11 protein-coding genes, 2 tRNA genes and 1 rRNA gene are annotated in these 15,387 nt (G+C 39.7%); all 14 read left to right on the top strand.

All coding sequences use genetic code 11. From position 1 onward, the window contains the following. Window position 1 precedes the first annotated feature (1 nt). The 14 genes from CGB83_RS11275 (at window position 2) to CGB83_RS11210 (ending at window position 15,232) form a co-directional block, all read left to right on the top strand. A complete protein-coding gene (locus CGB83_RS11275) occupies window positions 2-1,126 on the top strand; it encodes a glycosyltransferase family 4 protein (protein WP_100075860.1) in 1,125 nt (374 codons plus the stop codon). A 33-nt stretch (window positions 1,127-1,159) separates the two neighbouring features. Continuing rightward, on the top strand, window positions 1,160-2,020 hold the full coding sequence (locus tag CGB83_RS11270; RefSeq protein ID WP_100075859.1) for a polysaccharide biosynthesis/export family protein: 861 nt from the start codon (window positions 1,160-1,162) through the stop codon (window positions 2,018-2,020). Between the two features lie 2 nt (window positions 2,021-2,022). Beyond that, window positions 2,023-4,515 (top strand): exopolysaccharide transport family protein, encoded by a 2,493-nt coding sequence (locus CGB83_RS11265; RefSeq protein WP_100075858.1) that lies wholly within the window; start codon window positions 2,023-2,025, stop codon window positions 4,513-4,515. Window positions 4,516-4,728: 213 nt separating this feature from the next. Further along, a complete protein-coding gene (porG, locus tag CGB83_RS11260; RefSeq protein WP_100075857.1) occupies window positions 4,729-5,625 on the top strand; it encodes a type IX secretion system protein PorG in 897 nt (298 codons plus the stop codon). Between the two features lie 4 nt (window positions 5,626-5,629). Further along, window positions 5,630-6,379, top strand: coding sequence for a polyprenyl diphosphate synthase (gene uppS, locus CGB83_RS11255; protein WP_100075856.1), 750 nt, complete (start codon window positions 5,630-5,632; stop codon window positions 6,377-6,379). A 27-nt stretch (window positions 6,380-6,406) separates the two neighbouring features. After that, on the top strand, window positions 6,407-8,947 hold the full coding sequence (gene bamA / locus CGB83_RS11250) for an outer membrane protein assembly factor BamA (protein WP_100075855.1): 2,541 nt from the start codon (window positions 6,407-6,409) through the stop codon (window positions 8,945-8,947). Between the two features lie 5 nt (window positions 8,948-8,952). Beyond that, entirely contained in the window at window positions 8,953-9,501 is a 549-nt protein-coding gene (locus CGB83_RS11245; RefSeq protein ID WP_100077571.1) for an OmpH/Skp family outer membrane protein, read from the top strand. 67 nt (window positions 9,502-9,568) lie between these two features. Beyond that, on the top strand, window positions 9,569-10,072 hold the full coding sequence (locus CGB83_RS11240; RefSeq protein ID WP_100075854.1) for an OmpH/Skp family outer membrane protein: 504 nt from the start codon (window positions 9,569-9,571) through the stop codon (window positions 10,070-10,072). A gap of 70 nt (window positions 10,073-10,142) precedes the next feature. After that, window positions 10,143-10,628 (top strand): acyl-CoA thioesterase, encoded by a 486-nt coding sequence (locus CGB83_RS11235; RefSeq protein ID WP_100075853.1) that lies wholly within the window; start codon window positions 10,143-10,145, stop codon window positions 10,626-10,628. Continuing rightward, on the top strand, window positions 10,625-11,500 hold the full coding sequence (rfbD, locus tag CGB83_RS11230) for a dTDP-4-dehydrorhamnose reductase (protein WP_100075852.1): 876 nt from the start codon (window positions 10,625-10,627) through the stop codon (window positions 11,498-11,500). The genes CGB83_RS11235 and rfbD overlap by 4 nt, the downstream gene beginning before the upstream one ends. Beyond that, a complete protein-coding gene (locus CGB83_RS11225; RefSeq protein ID WP_100075851.1) occupies window positions 11,497-12,180 on the top strand; it encodes a hypothetical protein in 684 nt (227 codons plus the stop codon). Before rfbD ends, CGB83_RS11225 begins: the two co-directional genes overlap by 4 nt. A gap of 1,068 nt (window positions 12,181-13,248) precedes the next feature. Further along, a 16S ribosomal RNA gene (locus CGB83_RS11220) occupies window positions 13,249-14,765 on the top strand. A 216-nt stretch (window positions 14,766-14,981) separates the two neighbouring features. Next, a tRNA-Ile gene (locus CGB83_RS11215) sits at window positions 14,982-15,055 on the top strand. 103 nt (window positions 15,056-15,158) lie between these two features. Further along, window positions 15,159-15,232: transfer RNA gene (locus tag CGB83_RS11210), tRNA-Ala, on the top strand. Window positions 15,233-15,387: the final 155 nt, after the last annotated feature.

The following is a 15,387-nucleotide window of genomic DNA, read 5'->3' as shown; positions in this document are numbered from 1 at the left end:
AATGAAGAATTTTGAATTGCTCTTATTACAGTCAGGCATTCCCCTTTTTTATATAAAGGTAGGGTTGGGCTTTCTTTTTTCGTTTCTTATCGCCTATTTTTCCATACCTACCATTATCAAGATTTCCAAAAGAAAGAATCTTATGGATGAGCCGGGACTGAGAAGTTCACATTTGCGGAAAATTCCCAACTTGGGCGGTATTGCTATTTTTTATTCTATCGGAATATGTACATCAATCTTTGCCTATGAGCTTTTTGACCTGTATAAGTTTTTGTTTGCTTCGCTTATCATTCTGCTCTATATCGGTGTCATGGATGATATTGTGGTCATGAGGGCCTATAAGAAACTGGTCGCGCAGATTGTAGTTTCAGCATTGATCGTCATTGGGTCCGATATCCGTATCAGAAGCCTTTTTGGCATATTGGGTGTTTATGAACTGACCTACTTTGTAAGTGTGCTGTTCAGCATTATCACATTCATTGTATTGATCAACGCTTTTAATCTGATTGATGGTATTGACGGGCTGGCCGGAGGGTATTCGGTCATATGCAGTGCTCTTTTCGGAATCAGTTATTACCGGTTGGGAGAGTACAATTATCCGCTGGTTGTTTTTTCCGTAATTATTATTGGTGCTGTACTGGCATTCCTGTATTACAATTTGTCTAATTACAGGACCAGCAAGATATTCATGGGAGATACAGGATCTATGCTGCTGGGATTCCTTCTGGCATTCACTTCCATATGCTTCATAGATATTTTTATCGATAAGGCGCTCCCCAATGTACCGAGATACCATTTGCAGTCTGCTCCTGTAGTGGCAGTGGCTATTCTCATTCTGCCTATTGTAGATACGCTCAATGTGATTATTGTGAGGCTCGTCAATGGGAAATCACCTTTTGATGCTGATAAAAACCATATCCATCACAAACTTTTAAGACTGAATCTTACGCACCGGAGATCCAGTTTTTATATTATCGTTTATTACCTTTTTATTGTTACTTTAGCCTATTACCTGAGGCACATCAACATCAATCTGCTTTTGCTGATCATCTTATTTCTTGGTTTTCTCGGGGCTTATATACCGGATTTTATTTATAATGCAAGAAGTACAAAAAGTAATAATTAAATTTTTATTTTTGCAAACAATTGAAAAAAAATAATGAAAAATTATAAGTATTTGTTCCTACTCCTGGTTTCATGTATGCTTACTTCCTGTATTACTACGAAAGAAGTAAGATATCTGCAGCCTAACGAAAGCCTTGTTATTAATGAAGAAGGCCTTGTTCCTTACAATATTCCGATTTACAGAATTACTAAAAATGATATTCTGAACCTTAATATCATAACCACTCCCAAGGGGGATGCAGCCCAGTTTTATTCTTCCCTGAACACCTCAGGGGGATCCGGAGGTGCCGGAGTCAATAATGCTGTTGGAGGTGCTATGAGTGCCTCTGGCTCAGGAATGGGAGGAAACATTAATTTCTATTTCAATGGCCTTAAAGTAGAATCTAACGGGGATATTAACGTTTTTGGTATCGGCTACATTAAAGCAGAAGGAAGGACAATAGATGAAGTTGCCAAAGAGATTCAGGAAAAAGTAAACGAAAACTTCCAGCAGGGAAAATCTGAGGTAAGGCTGAATACCAACGGGATTACCTATTATATTTTAGGAGATATTGAAACCATAGGAGTTTCAGGAGAAAAGGTAGCCCATAAAAATACCCTTACCATTACAGAAGCCCTGGCTATGAATGGCGGACTGAACCGTACCGTTGACAGGAAAAATATCGTTATTCACAGAAAGCTGCCTGAAGGGATCAAAATTGCTCAGATTGACCTTACCCGTGAGGACTTGATGAATTCCCCTTACTATTATGTACAGAATGGAGATGAAATCTACCTCAATACAAGGGCGAAAAGCCTGAACGGATTCGGAAAGGATCCGATACAGACCTTGACAACAGGCGTTTCAGTAATTACTACGGCATTATCTATTTATCTACTTCTTAAAAACCTATAACCATGATTCCGGAAAAGAATTCCAAAGTAGAACGAAATGATGCTCAGAAAGAGAAATACGGCAATTTTGCTTTATTTGATGCTGAGCATTTCATCAGGAGGCTTCTGAGAAACTGGTACTGGTTTTTAATGATGTTCCTGGCAGGATACGTGATTTCCTGGGTTTATGGGAAGTATTATGCACAGAACATCTATGCCTCTAATTTATCATTAAGCGTTTCCAATAATACGGCAAGCTATTTTACACCCAATCAGTCCATCAATTTTATATGGGGACAGGGAGGAAATCAGGATGGAGTGTATCTCAAAAAGATGCTTCTGTCCAGATCCCATAATGAATTCCTGGTCAAGGAACTGGATCTGTTCGTTAATTATTCTACGAAAGGAATGATCAAGTCTACTTACCTGGACAAAGATGATTCCCCCGTGTTTTTAGAGATAGACAGAACACATCTGCAGCAGGTTAATTATCCTATTACGCTAATCCCCAAATCTAACGGGACTTATGAAGTTGTTCTGCCGGAAGAAGGAGAAACCACCAATCTTTACAATTATCAGTATGAAGGATTCCAGAATGTGCAGCCTTACGCAAGGCCTCAGAATAAAGTTATAAAAGTAGGTGAATGGTATACTTCTCCAAACTTAAAGTTCAGGCTGGTTAAAAATACCCTGGAACCAAAAATCAGGCTTACGAATATCATTGTAAATCTTTCGACCGTCAATCAGATGGTGAATGATATTGTTTCTACCATAGGAGTTGAGTTTGATAAAGAGATTAATACCATTATGATTATTACCAAAACAGGATATAATCTTAACAGCACGGTTAATTTCCTTAACAAATCAGTAGGGCAGCTGCAGAAAAAAAGGCTGGCAGACAGAATGACGGTAGACAAGAATACCGAAATCTATCTTAAAGATAACTTAGATAATATCAGGAAAAAACTTGATTCCAGTGCAAACTATCTTAACTATCTTAAAACCAGTGAGCAGCTCTACGATATTAAGGACAGGGATGAAAAAACGCTGACAGAAATCAAAGATCTCGAAGCAAAGAAAGCGGATTTGGTAAGTAAGCTCAATTCACTGAACAGAATAAGGAATACAATAGAGTCTCAGAATTTCAATAACATGATCAGCACGAATGCTGCGGGGTTTGAAGATGGAATGTTCGGGGCCACAGTGGCTGAGCTTAAAGCATTATATGAGAAAAGAAGGGAACTCTCGACCATTTATACACCCGGTTCCGAGCCGATGCTTGAGATTAACAGGCAGATCAGGGAGGCTAAAACGGGATCCTCAGGAATGTTAGGCAATTATTACAATAGATATAATTCCGAAATCAACAAAATCAACGAGAAAGTAGCCGAAGCCAATGCTAATATGACATCTTATCCTGAAAAGCAGAGGAAATACCTTGATGCGGAAAGAGGATACAACATGATTGAGGCTACGTACAACAGTTTATTGGGAAGACAGAATGAAACCCAGATGAAGCTGGCTACCAATCAGTCCGATATCACTGTAATCGACCCTGCGAAGAACGTAGGCCAGCTTCCGATTGCACCCAATATTAAAGGAACCAAGATGGTGATCATAGGAGGGTTATTGCTCCTTCCTTTGTTCCTTATTGCTGCCGGTGAAGTGCTTGATAATAAGATCAGGAATATTAAAGAGATGCTTAATGCAACTCGGATTCCTCTTCTGGGTGTGATAGGTAATAATAACAATGACAACATGCTGACCGTTCTGGAACAGCCGAAATCATCTGTCTCCGAGGCCTTCAGGGGGATCAGGGCCAATATGAGGTTCCTGTCGGGTGAAAATAACCAGAGCAAAGTAGTACTGATTACTTCATCCATCGGTGGTGAAGGGAAAACATATATCTCGATCAACCTTGCTTCGGTGCTTGGATTAAGTGATAAGAAAACCATTTTATTAGGAATGGACCTCAGGAAACCGAAAATCTTCGGAGATTTTAAAATTGATAATCAATACGGGATTTCCAATTATCTGACCGGTGAGGTAACGATCGACCAGATCATCAACAAAACCAGAGTGGCCAACCTGGATGTTGCTACTTCAGGACCGATACCGCCTAATCCTTCTGAGCTCCTGATGAGCGAAAGAAACGTGAAGTTCATTGAAGAGCTTAAAAAGAGATATGATTTTATTGTTATAGATTCTCCTCCGGTAGGTCTGGTTGCCGATTCATTTGAGCTGATGAAGTATTCGGATGCCAATATATATGTTGTGCGCCATGAATATACCGAGAAGTATATGCTGAAGATGATTACGGAAAAGTACCACGAAGGGGAAGTGAAGCATTTGGGTATTGTATATAACGATTATAATACAAAACAAGGGTATGGTTACGGCTACGGCTACGGGTATGGTTACGGTTATGGTTATGGTTATTTTGATGAAGACAAAAATTATAAAGAGCCGCTCCTCATCAGAATTAGAAATAAAGTAAAGACAATATTTAGAAAGTAAATGCGTTAAACCCTCATGTGATGGGGGTTTATTGCGTATTGAAATTGATGAATCTGATGAAAAAAGAATAAATTCAGCAGTTTGCCGTTTACTTTATAACAAATTATATTTTTTTGTTTATTTTTAACTAAACATTAAGATAATCATTAATATAAAAATGTTTTATATTTGCAAAAATTAAAATTGAATATAACCATAAATCCATATTCTTTTATGAATAAAAAACTATTGTTTAGCTTCCTTGCCGCCCTGGGGACTGTGGTAAGCGTAAAAGCACAAAGAAACGAATTGGGAGTTCGTCTGGGTATGAGTAACCTGGTGGGAGATGTAGGAAGGACAAATTATATTTTACAAAAGCCGTTGGATTTAAGCAGAACCTCAGATTGGGGAGTTCCGTTTTACGGAGGGTTATTATATCGTTTTAATTTTAATCCTTATCAGACTGTCAGATTAGATCTTGGATACAATCAGGTGCAGTTCAGTGATAAGGCGGCAAAAGAGGATTACAGAAGAGCAAGAAATTCTTTCGGGAAGAACAATGTATATGAAGCTAGCTTGATGTTTGAATACAATTTTTTCCCGGTTAACAATGAGCAGGAAAGAGGCTTGGTAAGCCCTTATATTTTTGCCGGGGTAGGAGGGCTGGTGTTTGATGCTCCTAAGGCTACCCTGGTTAATGATTACAGAAGAGATGCAGACGGAGTTGCCCAGGCGCCGATCAATGAACTGGACTTTACCACCACTCCCGTATATTCCACAGTGAAGAAAACGGTAATGCATGTGCCTTTTGGTGTAGGCCTCAAGTATAAGTTCAATCATAACTGGGCTATCTTTGCAGAAGCAATGTTCAGATATGCATTTACAGACCAGCTGGATTACAGCAAAGTACTGAGAAAAGATGTGGTGTCTACCTATAACGGAGATATCCTGAACCCTTCAACCGGTGGGTCTTTATTGCAGTCGGGAGCTTATTACGTGGTATCCAAAGAAAGAGAGGCTAAATTTATAGGAGATAGAAATATTGGAGATCAGGAATCCAGGGACTGGATGAATACCGTAAGCCTCGGACTTACCTATTCCTTTGGAAGACCTCCATGTTATTGTGATTAGTGATATGTCGTTGATTAAAGATAAAATAGATTCTGAGAATTTACCGAAACATGTTGCCATTATTATGGATGGTAACGGAAGATGGGCAAAATCGCGTGGTGAAGAGAGGACTTTTGGTCATAAGAATGCCATTGATGCCGTAAGGAATGCCATCAATGCATGTAATGAGGTAAACATTCCTTATCTTACCCTTTATACTTTTTCATCAGAAAACTGGAACCGTCCGAGCAATGAAGTAAGCACTTTAATGAATCTGCTTACAGAGACATTGCTTCTGGAGGCCGATGAAATTTTCAGTAAAGGATTAAGAATGCATGTGATTGGTGATCTTGATAAATTGCCACCTTTGGTCAAAGACCAATTGCTTCGGGTTACAGAACTTACAAAAGAAAACACAAAAGGCAATTTGGTATTGGCCATAAGTTATGGCTCCCAGAAAGAAATACTGAATGCCGTAAAAAACATAAGCGCCGATGTAAAGGAAGGCAAAGTGGATGTTGAAAGTATTGATGAAAAATTATTCGAAAATTATCTTTATACAAAAGATTTCCCCCCAGTTGACTTATTGATAAGAACCAGTGGTGAAGTGAGAATAAGCAACTTCCTCCTTTGGCAGATCGCCTATGCAGAACTGCAGTTTTTAAATGTTCTATGGCCGGATTTTACAAAAGATATCTTCTTCCAGTGTATTGTTGATTATCAGAATAAGGAAAGAAGATACGGCATGACCGGTGAACAAATAAAGATTCAGTAACATTAAGAAAAGAAAGACTACGATAAAATGAAGTTTAGACTATTACCCATCATTATGTTTGTTGCTTCTGCACATTTTTATGGACAGGTAACTCCGCAGGACAGCACACAGGTGAACAATAATCCTGTACATGCAGACAGCCAGACAGGCACATACACGTTGAAAGACATCGTGGTAGATGGGGTGAAAAAATACACACCGGCTCAGATCCTGAGATTTACAGGCCTTTCAAAAGGTGAAAGTGTAGATATTCCGGGACAGAAAATCAGTAATGCCATCAAAAAACTCTGGGATACACAGTCTTTTTCGGAAGTTGAAGTATACGTACAGAGTGTTGAAGGAGAAACTGTAGTACTGAGATTTCATCTTCAGGATCTTAAAGAACTTGGGGAAGTGAAATTTACAGGTAAAGGGATCGGGAAATCCAAGAACGAAAAGCTTGCCAAAGATAATAACCTTAAGCCTGGAACGAAGATAACCCAGAATCTTGTTTCAAGCCTTAAGACCAATATTCCTAAAGAATATGTTAAGAAAGGGTTTGCAGATGCCAAGATTACCATTCAGGATAAAGTAAATGCCAATGATCCGTCTCTGGTAGACTGGACGATCAACGTTGAAAAGGGTAAAAAAGTCAAAATCGATCATATCGAATTTGAGGGCAACAACAGCGTAACGGATGCAAAACTCAGAAAGAAGGGTTTCAAGGAGACCAAACAGAAGAGATTCGGCATCGGCGGTATTCTGAAGCCGTCTAAATTTATCGAAGAAAAATATCAGGAGGACAAGCAAAACCTGATCAACTATTATAATTCATTAGGATACAGGGACGCAACCATCGTTTCTGATTCCGTATGGAGGAATAAAAGAAACAATTACGAAATCAATGTAAAGCTTAACGAGGGTAAGAAATATTACATTGGTGACATCACCTTTACCGGTAATACCGTATATCCTACCGATTATCTCCAGAGAATGCTGGGATATAAAAAAGGGGATATTTACGATGCGGTAGGATTCAATAAAAAAGTTGGGGAAGACGGAGGAAAAGAAGATGACTCTGATATTAAGTCAATGTACATGAATAACGGGTACCTGTTTTCCAATGTAATTCCGGTGGAAAAATCTGTCAACGGAGATGCTGTAAACCTTGAAATCCGTATCAATGAAGGAGAAAAAGCAACCTGGAATAAAGTCACCTGGCAGGGTAACACAACTACCCATGACCACGTTATTCTGCGTGCACTGAGAACGAAACCGGGAAATCTCTTTGCAAAAAGTGATATCAAAAGAACTTACTTTGATCTTGCCGGAATGTCTTTCTTTGATCCACAGCAGATAGGGCAGGATATTGATCCCAATCAGCAAGATAATACGGTAAACATCAACTGGAAGCTTGTAGAAAAAGGATCTTCACAGGTACAGTTACAGGCCGGTTATGGTGGAAACAGCTTTATCGGAACTTTAGGGCTTACCTTTAACAATTTCTCTTTGAGAAACTTCCTGAAATTTAAAGACTTCAAACCGGTTCCTCAGGGAGACGGGCAGACTTTATCCATCCAGGCACAGGCAGGACAATACTTCCAGAATTATGGGGTTTCATTTACTGAACCTTGGGTTTTCGGAACAAAACCAACAGCCCTTTCTGTAAGCATCAATAATTCAAGGGTAAAATATTCAGACGGTGCTGGTAATGCACAAAAGCTGAATATCTTTTCTGCATCCGTAGGATTAAACAAGCAGCTCAGGTGGCCGGATGATTATTTCTTCCTATACACAGGGCTTCAGTATCAGAAGTATAATTTCAGCAACTATCCGTTTGAATTCGGTAATACGACAGAATATTACGGTAACGCCAATAACTTAAGTCTCAACCTTGGATTAACGAGGAATTCTGCCGGGATTGACCCTATATTCCCGACTACGGGTTCCAATATAGAGCTTTCCGCAAAACTGACGCCTCCTTATTCATTGTTCAGCAATAAGAATTATGCAACCATGACTCCGACAGACAAGTACAAGTGGATGGAGTTTTACAAGATCAAGTTCAAAGCGGATGTCTACAATGAAATCGTAGGGAAGCTGGTATTGAGGTCTTCTGCCGAAATGGGCTTTATGGATGGCTACAATAAAGAATTGGGAGCTCCTCCGTTTGAAAGGTTCTATGTAGGGGGAACAGGATTGTTCGGAGGAAGATTTGACGGTAGAGAACTGATTCCTTTGAGAGGTTATGAAAATGCTTCCACGTATGGAGGTACCGTAGATGATATTACACAGAAAGGAGGAGGTACTATTTATAACAGATTTACGTTAGAATTAAGATACCCGATATCACTGAACCAGACGGCTAAAATTTATGCTCTTACTTTCGCAGAAGGAGGTAACGTATGGAATTCATGGGGCAACTATAATCCTTTCCAGCTCAAAAGATCAGTCGGGGTAGGGGTTAGAGTTTACATGGGAGCCTTCGGTCTTATCGGATTTGACTTCGCGTATGGATTTGATAAAACAGTTCTTGGAACAGAACCTTCAGGATGGAAGACCCATTTCTTGATGAACCAGTCATTATAAAAGATATGAAAAACCTAAAGATACTTTTCACGTTCGCTTTACTTTTGCTTTTCGGATTAGGCAACGCCCAGAAAATTGGTGTGGTGGATACCGAATACATCTTAGGCATGATGCCTCAGTATAAAGAAGCAGAAGCAAGGCTGAATGCACAGATTGATACCTGGCAGAATGAGCTTCAGAGTTTACAGTCAGAGTACGAGAAGAAAAGGTCTGCCTTTGAAAACGAAAAAGTATTGCTGGTAGGAGATCAGCTTAAGCTGAGGGAGAAGGAAGTGACGGATCTTGAAAAAAACATCAAGACAACTACCAGCCTGCGTTTCGGAGCTACGGGAGAAATTACCAAGCTCAGGACCAATCTTGTTCAGCCTTTCCAGGACCAGATCTGGAATGCCATCAAAACCATGTCTGAAAAGAATGGCTTAGGGATTGTCCTGGATAAAAGCAATAACGTGAATGTTATTTTCCTTCAGAAAAGGTTTGACTACACAGACAAAGTTCTGGATGTCCTGTTAAAGGGTACAGAGAAAAAAGAAAAAACTAATAACAAAAAGTAAAAGCTAGAATTAACTTTTACCGCATTTTTAAATCTAAAAACAAATTAAATTATTTATTTTACCAGTTATGAAAAAATTAAGTGTATTATTTGCAGCAGTAATGATGGTTGTATCGGTAGGTATGGCAAAAGCTCAAAAAATTGCTACTTTAGACGTTATAGGTGTTCTTAATGTAATGCCTGAAAAGAAAAAAGCAGATGCTGACCTGAAAACTTTCCTTGATGCCAAGCAGGCAGAAATTAAGAAAAAAGCAGACGCTGCCCAAACTAAATTCCAGCAATACCAGACTGAAGCACCTAAAAAAACAGCAGATGAGAATGCAGCAAGAGAAGCTGAGATGAAGAAGCTGGGTGAAGAAATTCAGCAGATGAACGACAAGGCACAGAAAGACTTTGTAGCTAAGCAGGATGCGGCTTACGAACCAATCGAGAAAAAACTTAACGATGCAGTAAGCAAAGTAGCCAAAGCAAGCGGATATGACTATATCATGGATGCAAATTCATCAGCTTTCGTTTACAAAAACGGTCCGGATGCTACTGCAGCTGTAAAAAAAGAATTAGGAATTCAATAATTACAGAAATTAACAAATATTATAAAGCAAACCATCTCTTTATTAGAGGTGGTTTTTTTAATTTTGCCGCATGGAAAAAGAAGTATCAACTACCGTAAAAGTCAGGTTCAGCGACTGCGATCCGATAGGACATTTGAATAATGTAAAATACCTGGACTATATGTTTAATGCCCGGGAAGATCATGTAGAGACATTTTACGGTTTTACCTACGAAGAATATACCCAGAAGACCGGTTGTACCTGGATTGCCATACAGAATGAAATTGCGTATCTGAAAGAAGTACGGTATAATACACAGGTGGTCATCAGCAGCAAAACCATAGAAATTCAGGACCGTACCGCCAAGGTGGAAATTCTGATGAAAAGCCTGGATGAAAAAACCATTCATGCGGTTCTATGGGTAACGGTTATCTATTTTAACGTCAAAGCAAGGAAGTCTGAAGTTCATCCTGAAGAAATTAAAGAGACATTCCATAAATTCTATGTAGATTTAGATCAGAAAGACTTTCAGTCACGAGTTAAATTTTTAAGATCACAAAACGCCAGAAATTCATGAAGAAAATAGCAGTTATAGGAGGGAACGGCCAGTTAGGCAATTGCTTGCGTAAAATTGCGCCCGACTTTGAGAATAAATATGAATTTATTTTCACAGATTCCCAGACATTGGATATCACCAATGAAGATCAGATCAGCGATTTTTTTTACAACCATAAACCCGATTACTGTATTAATGCTTCTGCTTACACCGCAGTAGATCTGGCAGAGAAGGAGAGTGAAAAAGCTTTTGCAGTGAACGCGTACGGTGTGGCATCCCTGGCACAGGCATGTGCAGAAAATAAAACGGTATTCATCCATGTCTCTACGGATTATGTATTTGACGGGGAAACCAATCTATGTTACTCGGAAGATGATTTTACAAATCCTACCGGCGTATACGGTGTGTCAAAAAGAGAAGGAGAGGAGCTGGCATTGGAAAATAACCCTCAGACCATCATTATCAGGACTTCCTGGCTGTATTCGGAGTTCAATAAGAATTTCGTGAAAACCATGATGAACCTCTTTGCCCAGAAAGACGAACTTGGAATCGTGTCAGACCAGTTCGGGCAGCCTACAAATGCCAACGACCTGGCAGAAGCTATTATGATGATCATTGAAAATCCTCAGAAGACATATGGGATTTTCCACTTTTCCAATTACCCGGAGACAACCTGGTTTGAGTTTGCCCGCAAAATTGCTGAGCTCTCAGGTTCTTCAGTACAATTAAACCCTCTCACGACTGATCAGTATCCAACTCCTGCAAAAAGGCCTGCGAGAAGTACGATGTGTCTGGATAAGATAGAAGAAACCTACGCTATCGAACCTAAATATTGGGAAAATAGCCTTGAAGAATGTATTACTATTTTAATGGAAAACAAACCTGTATCATGAGAAATTACTTACTGGTAGTTCTGTTTTGCCTCGCTCAGGTTGTATCTGCACAGAAAGTCTATCTTACGAAAGTTGAAAAAACCAGCGACAATAAGGATAAGTTTTTCTATAGTTTAAATAATGGTTCCTCAGACGCTGAATATCTAGGAGAAATAGAAGTTCAGGGATATTCCCGTGATGATGCCGGTATTTTTTCTATGATTTATAAAAAGGCGAAAGAAATCGGAGCGAATGCTTTTGCATGGAAACCTTTTGAAACGATAGATGGCAAAACCGAACCTTTTAATCCGGCTAATTATAAGCTGGGGCTGTATTATATTTCAAAAGATAAAATATCAGATCAGGCGGGTTACCTGTATTTATTTGCTTCAGCAGATAAAGATCAGAAGATAGCGGTCAATGATAAGGACTATACAATAATACCAAGATCATATCTTAAGCTTCAGATAGTTCCCAATCAGGTATATTCGATCTCTACCAAAAAGCTTCTGGGATCTTCCATAAAAGTACAGCCGAAGTCTGGAGATCAGAACATGTATTTCCAGGTATCATCTGCAAAAGTAAAAGCAGATCATTCGGGGGTAGGGGGATTAAACCTTAAATCCGGTGACATCATCGGCCTTGAAAAATCCTTTGCCGAATTTTTAAGTGTAATCTATGATCAGGTAAAATTAAACTGATTTATCATTTATATCAGCCCTTCAATATAATATGAGTGCTTAATTGAATATAAGCCTGCCTTGCAATAATAAAGGCAGGCTTTTTATAGGAGCACCCTTCAGAATAATTCTCAAGCAAATATCTTGAAACGGAGTTGGGGAGATGTAGAGCTAATAAGTTAAGATCTGAAAACTCTTAACAGGATAATGGCATGCTCTTTTTAATTGTCAGCTCAATATCTTTTGCATTACAAGCATTATTTGTCCTTTATTATAATATAAATCTTCTATATTTATGAGATACGAATATTACTGTTGAATATTATCCAATGGTAAATATCAGCTTGTAACTCAACGTAAACGGGTCTCATGCCTGGAAGCTTATGAATGAGTGCCTATTATTTATCATTAATCAATCATCATTCATCAATGATCATTTATCTTCCATTACCCATTACCCATTACCCATTACCCATTACCCATTACCCATTACCCATTACCTATTACTTATGCCCTGATCCCTGTGGATAAGTACAGCTGTTCTCGTAAGTGCTGTTATTACAGGGCCCTACCGTACCATTTTCCCCACAAAGTAAAATTAATATGAACTTTATGTTAAATAAATTTGGAAGTTGTGGGTTGAAGGTTCTATCTTTGCCCCACTGAAAACGAGAGTATATCAGTAAGCGCAGAAGGGCTTTTAGATAAGCGGTATAATTTTAAGAGAGTTACTTTAGAGATACGATGAAATCGGATTGATTGCTGAAAAACTTTTTGAAAAAAAAGTTGTGGGAGTTAAAAAGTTTTGTATCTTTGCAATCCCAAACAACGGGAGCGCAGGAGTAGATGACCTAAGGGTTTAGAGAGGGTTAAGGTTAAGAAAAAAAAACTTTAAAATTTCTTTCAGAAACATTTGGTCAAATCAAAATAAAGTTTTACTTTTGCACTCGCAAATACGAAGCGAAACACTGACAGAGAGAAAGTAGTTTTGTAGGAAGCGAAAGAAAAAAGATCATTGACATACAATATAACAACCAAGTAAGGAAAAACTAAAGCGTTAAAAAACTTTGAGTGAGCCAAGACAAACATACAATGGAGAGTTTGATCCTGGCTCAGGATGAACGCTAGCGGGAGGCCTAACACATGCAAGCTGAGCGGTAGAGATCTTTCGGGATCTTGAGAGCGGCGTACGGGTGCGGAACACGTGTGCAACCTGCCTTTATCAGGGGGATAGCCTTTCGAAAGGAAGATTAATACTCCATAATATATTAAATGGCATCATTTGATATTGAAAACTCCGGTGGATAGAGATGGGCACGCGCAAGATTAGATAGTTGGTGAGGTAACGGCTCACCAAGTCGATGATCTTTAGGGGGCCTGAGAGGGTGATCCCCCACACTGGTACTGAGACACGGACCAGACTCCTACGGGAGGCAGCAGTGAGGAATATTGGACAATGGGTTAGCGCCTGATCCAGCCATCCCGCGTGAAGGACGACGGCCCTATGGGTTGTAAACTTCTTTTGTACAGGGATAAACCTATTTACGTGTAAATAGCTGAAGGTACTGTACGAATAAGCACCGGCTAACTCCGTGCCAGCAGCCGCGGTAATACGGAGGGTGCAAGCGTTATCCGGATTTATTGGGTTTAAAGGGTCCGTAGGCGGATGTGTAAGTCAGTGGTGAAATCTCACAGCTTAACTGTGAAACTGCCATTGATACTGCATGTCTTGAGTAAGGTAGAAGTGGCTGGAATAAGTAGTGTAGCGGTGAAATGCATAGATATTACTTAGAACACCAATTGCGAAGGCAGGTCACTATGTCTTAACTGACGCTGATGGACGAAAGCGTGGGGAGCGAACAGGATTAGATACCCTGGTAGTCCACGCCGTAAACGATGCTAACTCGTTTTTGGGTTTTCGGATTCAGAGACTAAGCGAAAGTGATAAGTTAGCCACCTGGGGAGTACGTTCGCAAGAATGAAACTCAAAGGAATTGACGGGGGCCCGCACAAGCGGTGGATTATGTGGTTTAATTCGATGATACGCGAGGAACCTTACCAAGGCTTAAATGGGAATTGATCGGTTTAGAAATAGACCTTCCTTCGGGCAATTTTCAAGGTGCTGCATGGTTGTCGTCAGCTCGTGCCGTGAGGTGTTAGGTTAAGTCCTGCAACGAGCGCAACCCCTGTTACTAGTTGCTACCATTAAGTTGAGGACTCTAGTAAGACTGCCTACGCAAGTAGAGAGGAAGGTGGGGATGACGTCAAATCATCACGGCCCTTACGCCTTGGGCCACACACGTAATACAATGGCAGGTACAGAGGGCAGCTACACAGCGATGTGATGCGAATCTCGAAAGCCTGTCTCAGTTCGGATTGGAGTCTGCAACTCGACTCTATGAAGCTGGAATCGCTAGTAATCGCGCATCAGCCATGGCGCGGTGAATACGTTCCCGGGCCTTGTACACACCGCCCGTCAAGCCATGGAAGTCTGGGGTACCTGAAGTCGGTGACCGTAAAAGGAGCTGCCTAGGGTAAAACAGGTAACTAGGGCTAAGTCGTAACAAGGTAGCCGTACCGGAAGGTGCGGCTGGAACATCTCATTTTAGAGCGTCTTATAGACGATAAACAAAATTAGTATCGCAAGATACGTTGGACTTACTTAAAGTAAAGCTTTAGTTTTTTTATTGGTTGATTTATATTAAAAATACAAACCCACTAGAAATTAGTAAAAGGGAGGAAGAGATTTTAGATTATAAATGATAGATTTTAGATTTGAAAATTAATTTAAAATTCAAAATTTAAAATTTAAAATTACATGAAGTCTCGTAGCTCAGCTGGTTAGAGCGCTACACTGATAATGTAGAGGTCGGCAGTTCGAGCCTGCCCGAGACTACTAATTGAAGGGATTAAGATATTGAGAAATTAAGGAATTAAGAAATTAGCGCGAGCAGATCTCTTAATCTCAAAATCTCTAAATTTTTTAATCTTAACTAGAGGGGGAATTAGCTCAGCTGGCTAGAGCGCCTGCCTTGCACGCAGGAGGTCAAGGGTTCGACTCCCTTATTCTCCACATATTGTACGGAGTACTACGGTACAGAAGTATGATGTATGAGGGTAATAAAAGGATATGTGTATTCTACATAATGACGGAGCCGTCATTAATACATATTACTTGGTTACTTAAGTACAAGCAAATAAGATCATTGACATTAACGGTAAAGACAT

Source organism: Chryseobacterium camelliae, from assembly GCF_002770595.1.
GTDB lineage: Bacteria > Bacteroidota > Bacteroidia > Flavobacteriales > Weeksellaceae > Chryseobacterium > Chryseobacterium camelliae.
Note: the sequence above shows the minus strand (reverse complement) of the source record. Positions and strands in the feature narration are given on the sequence as shown.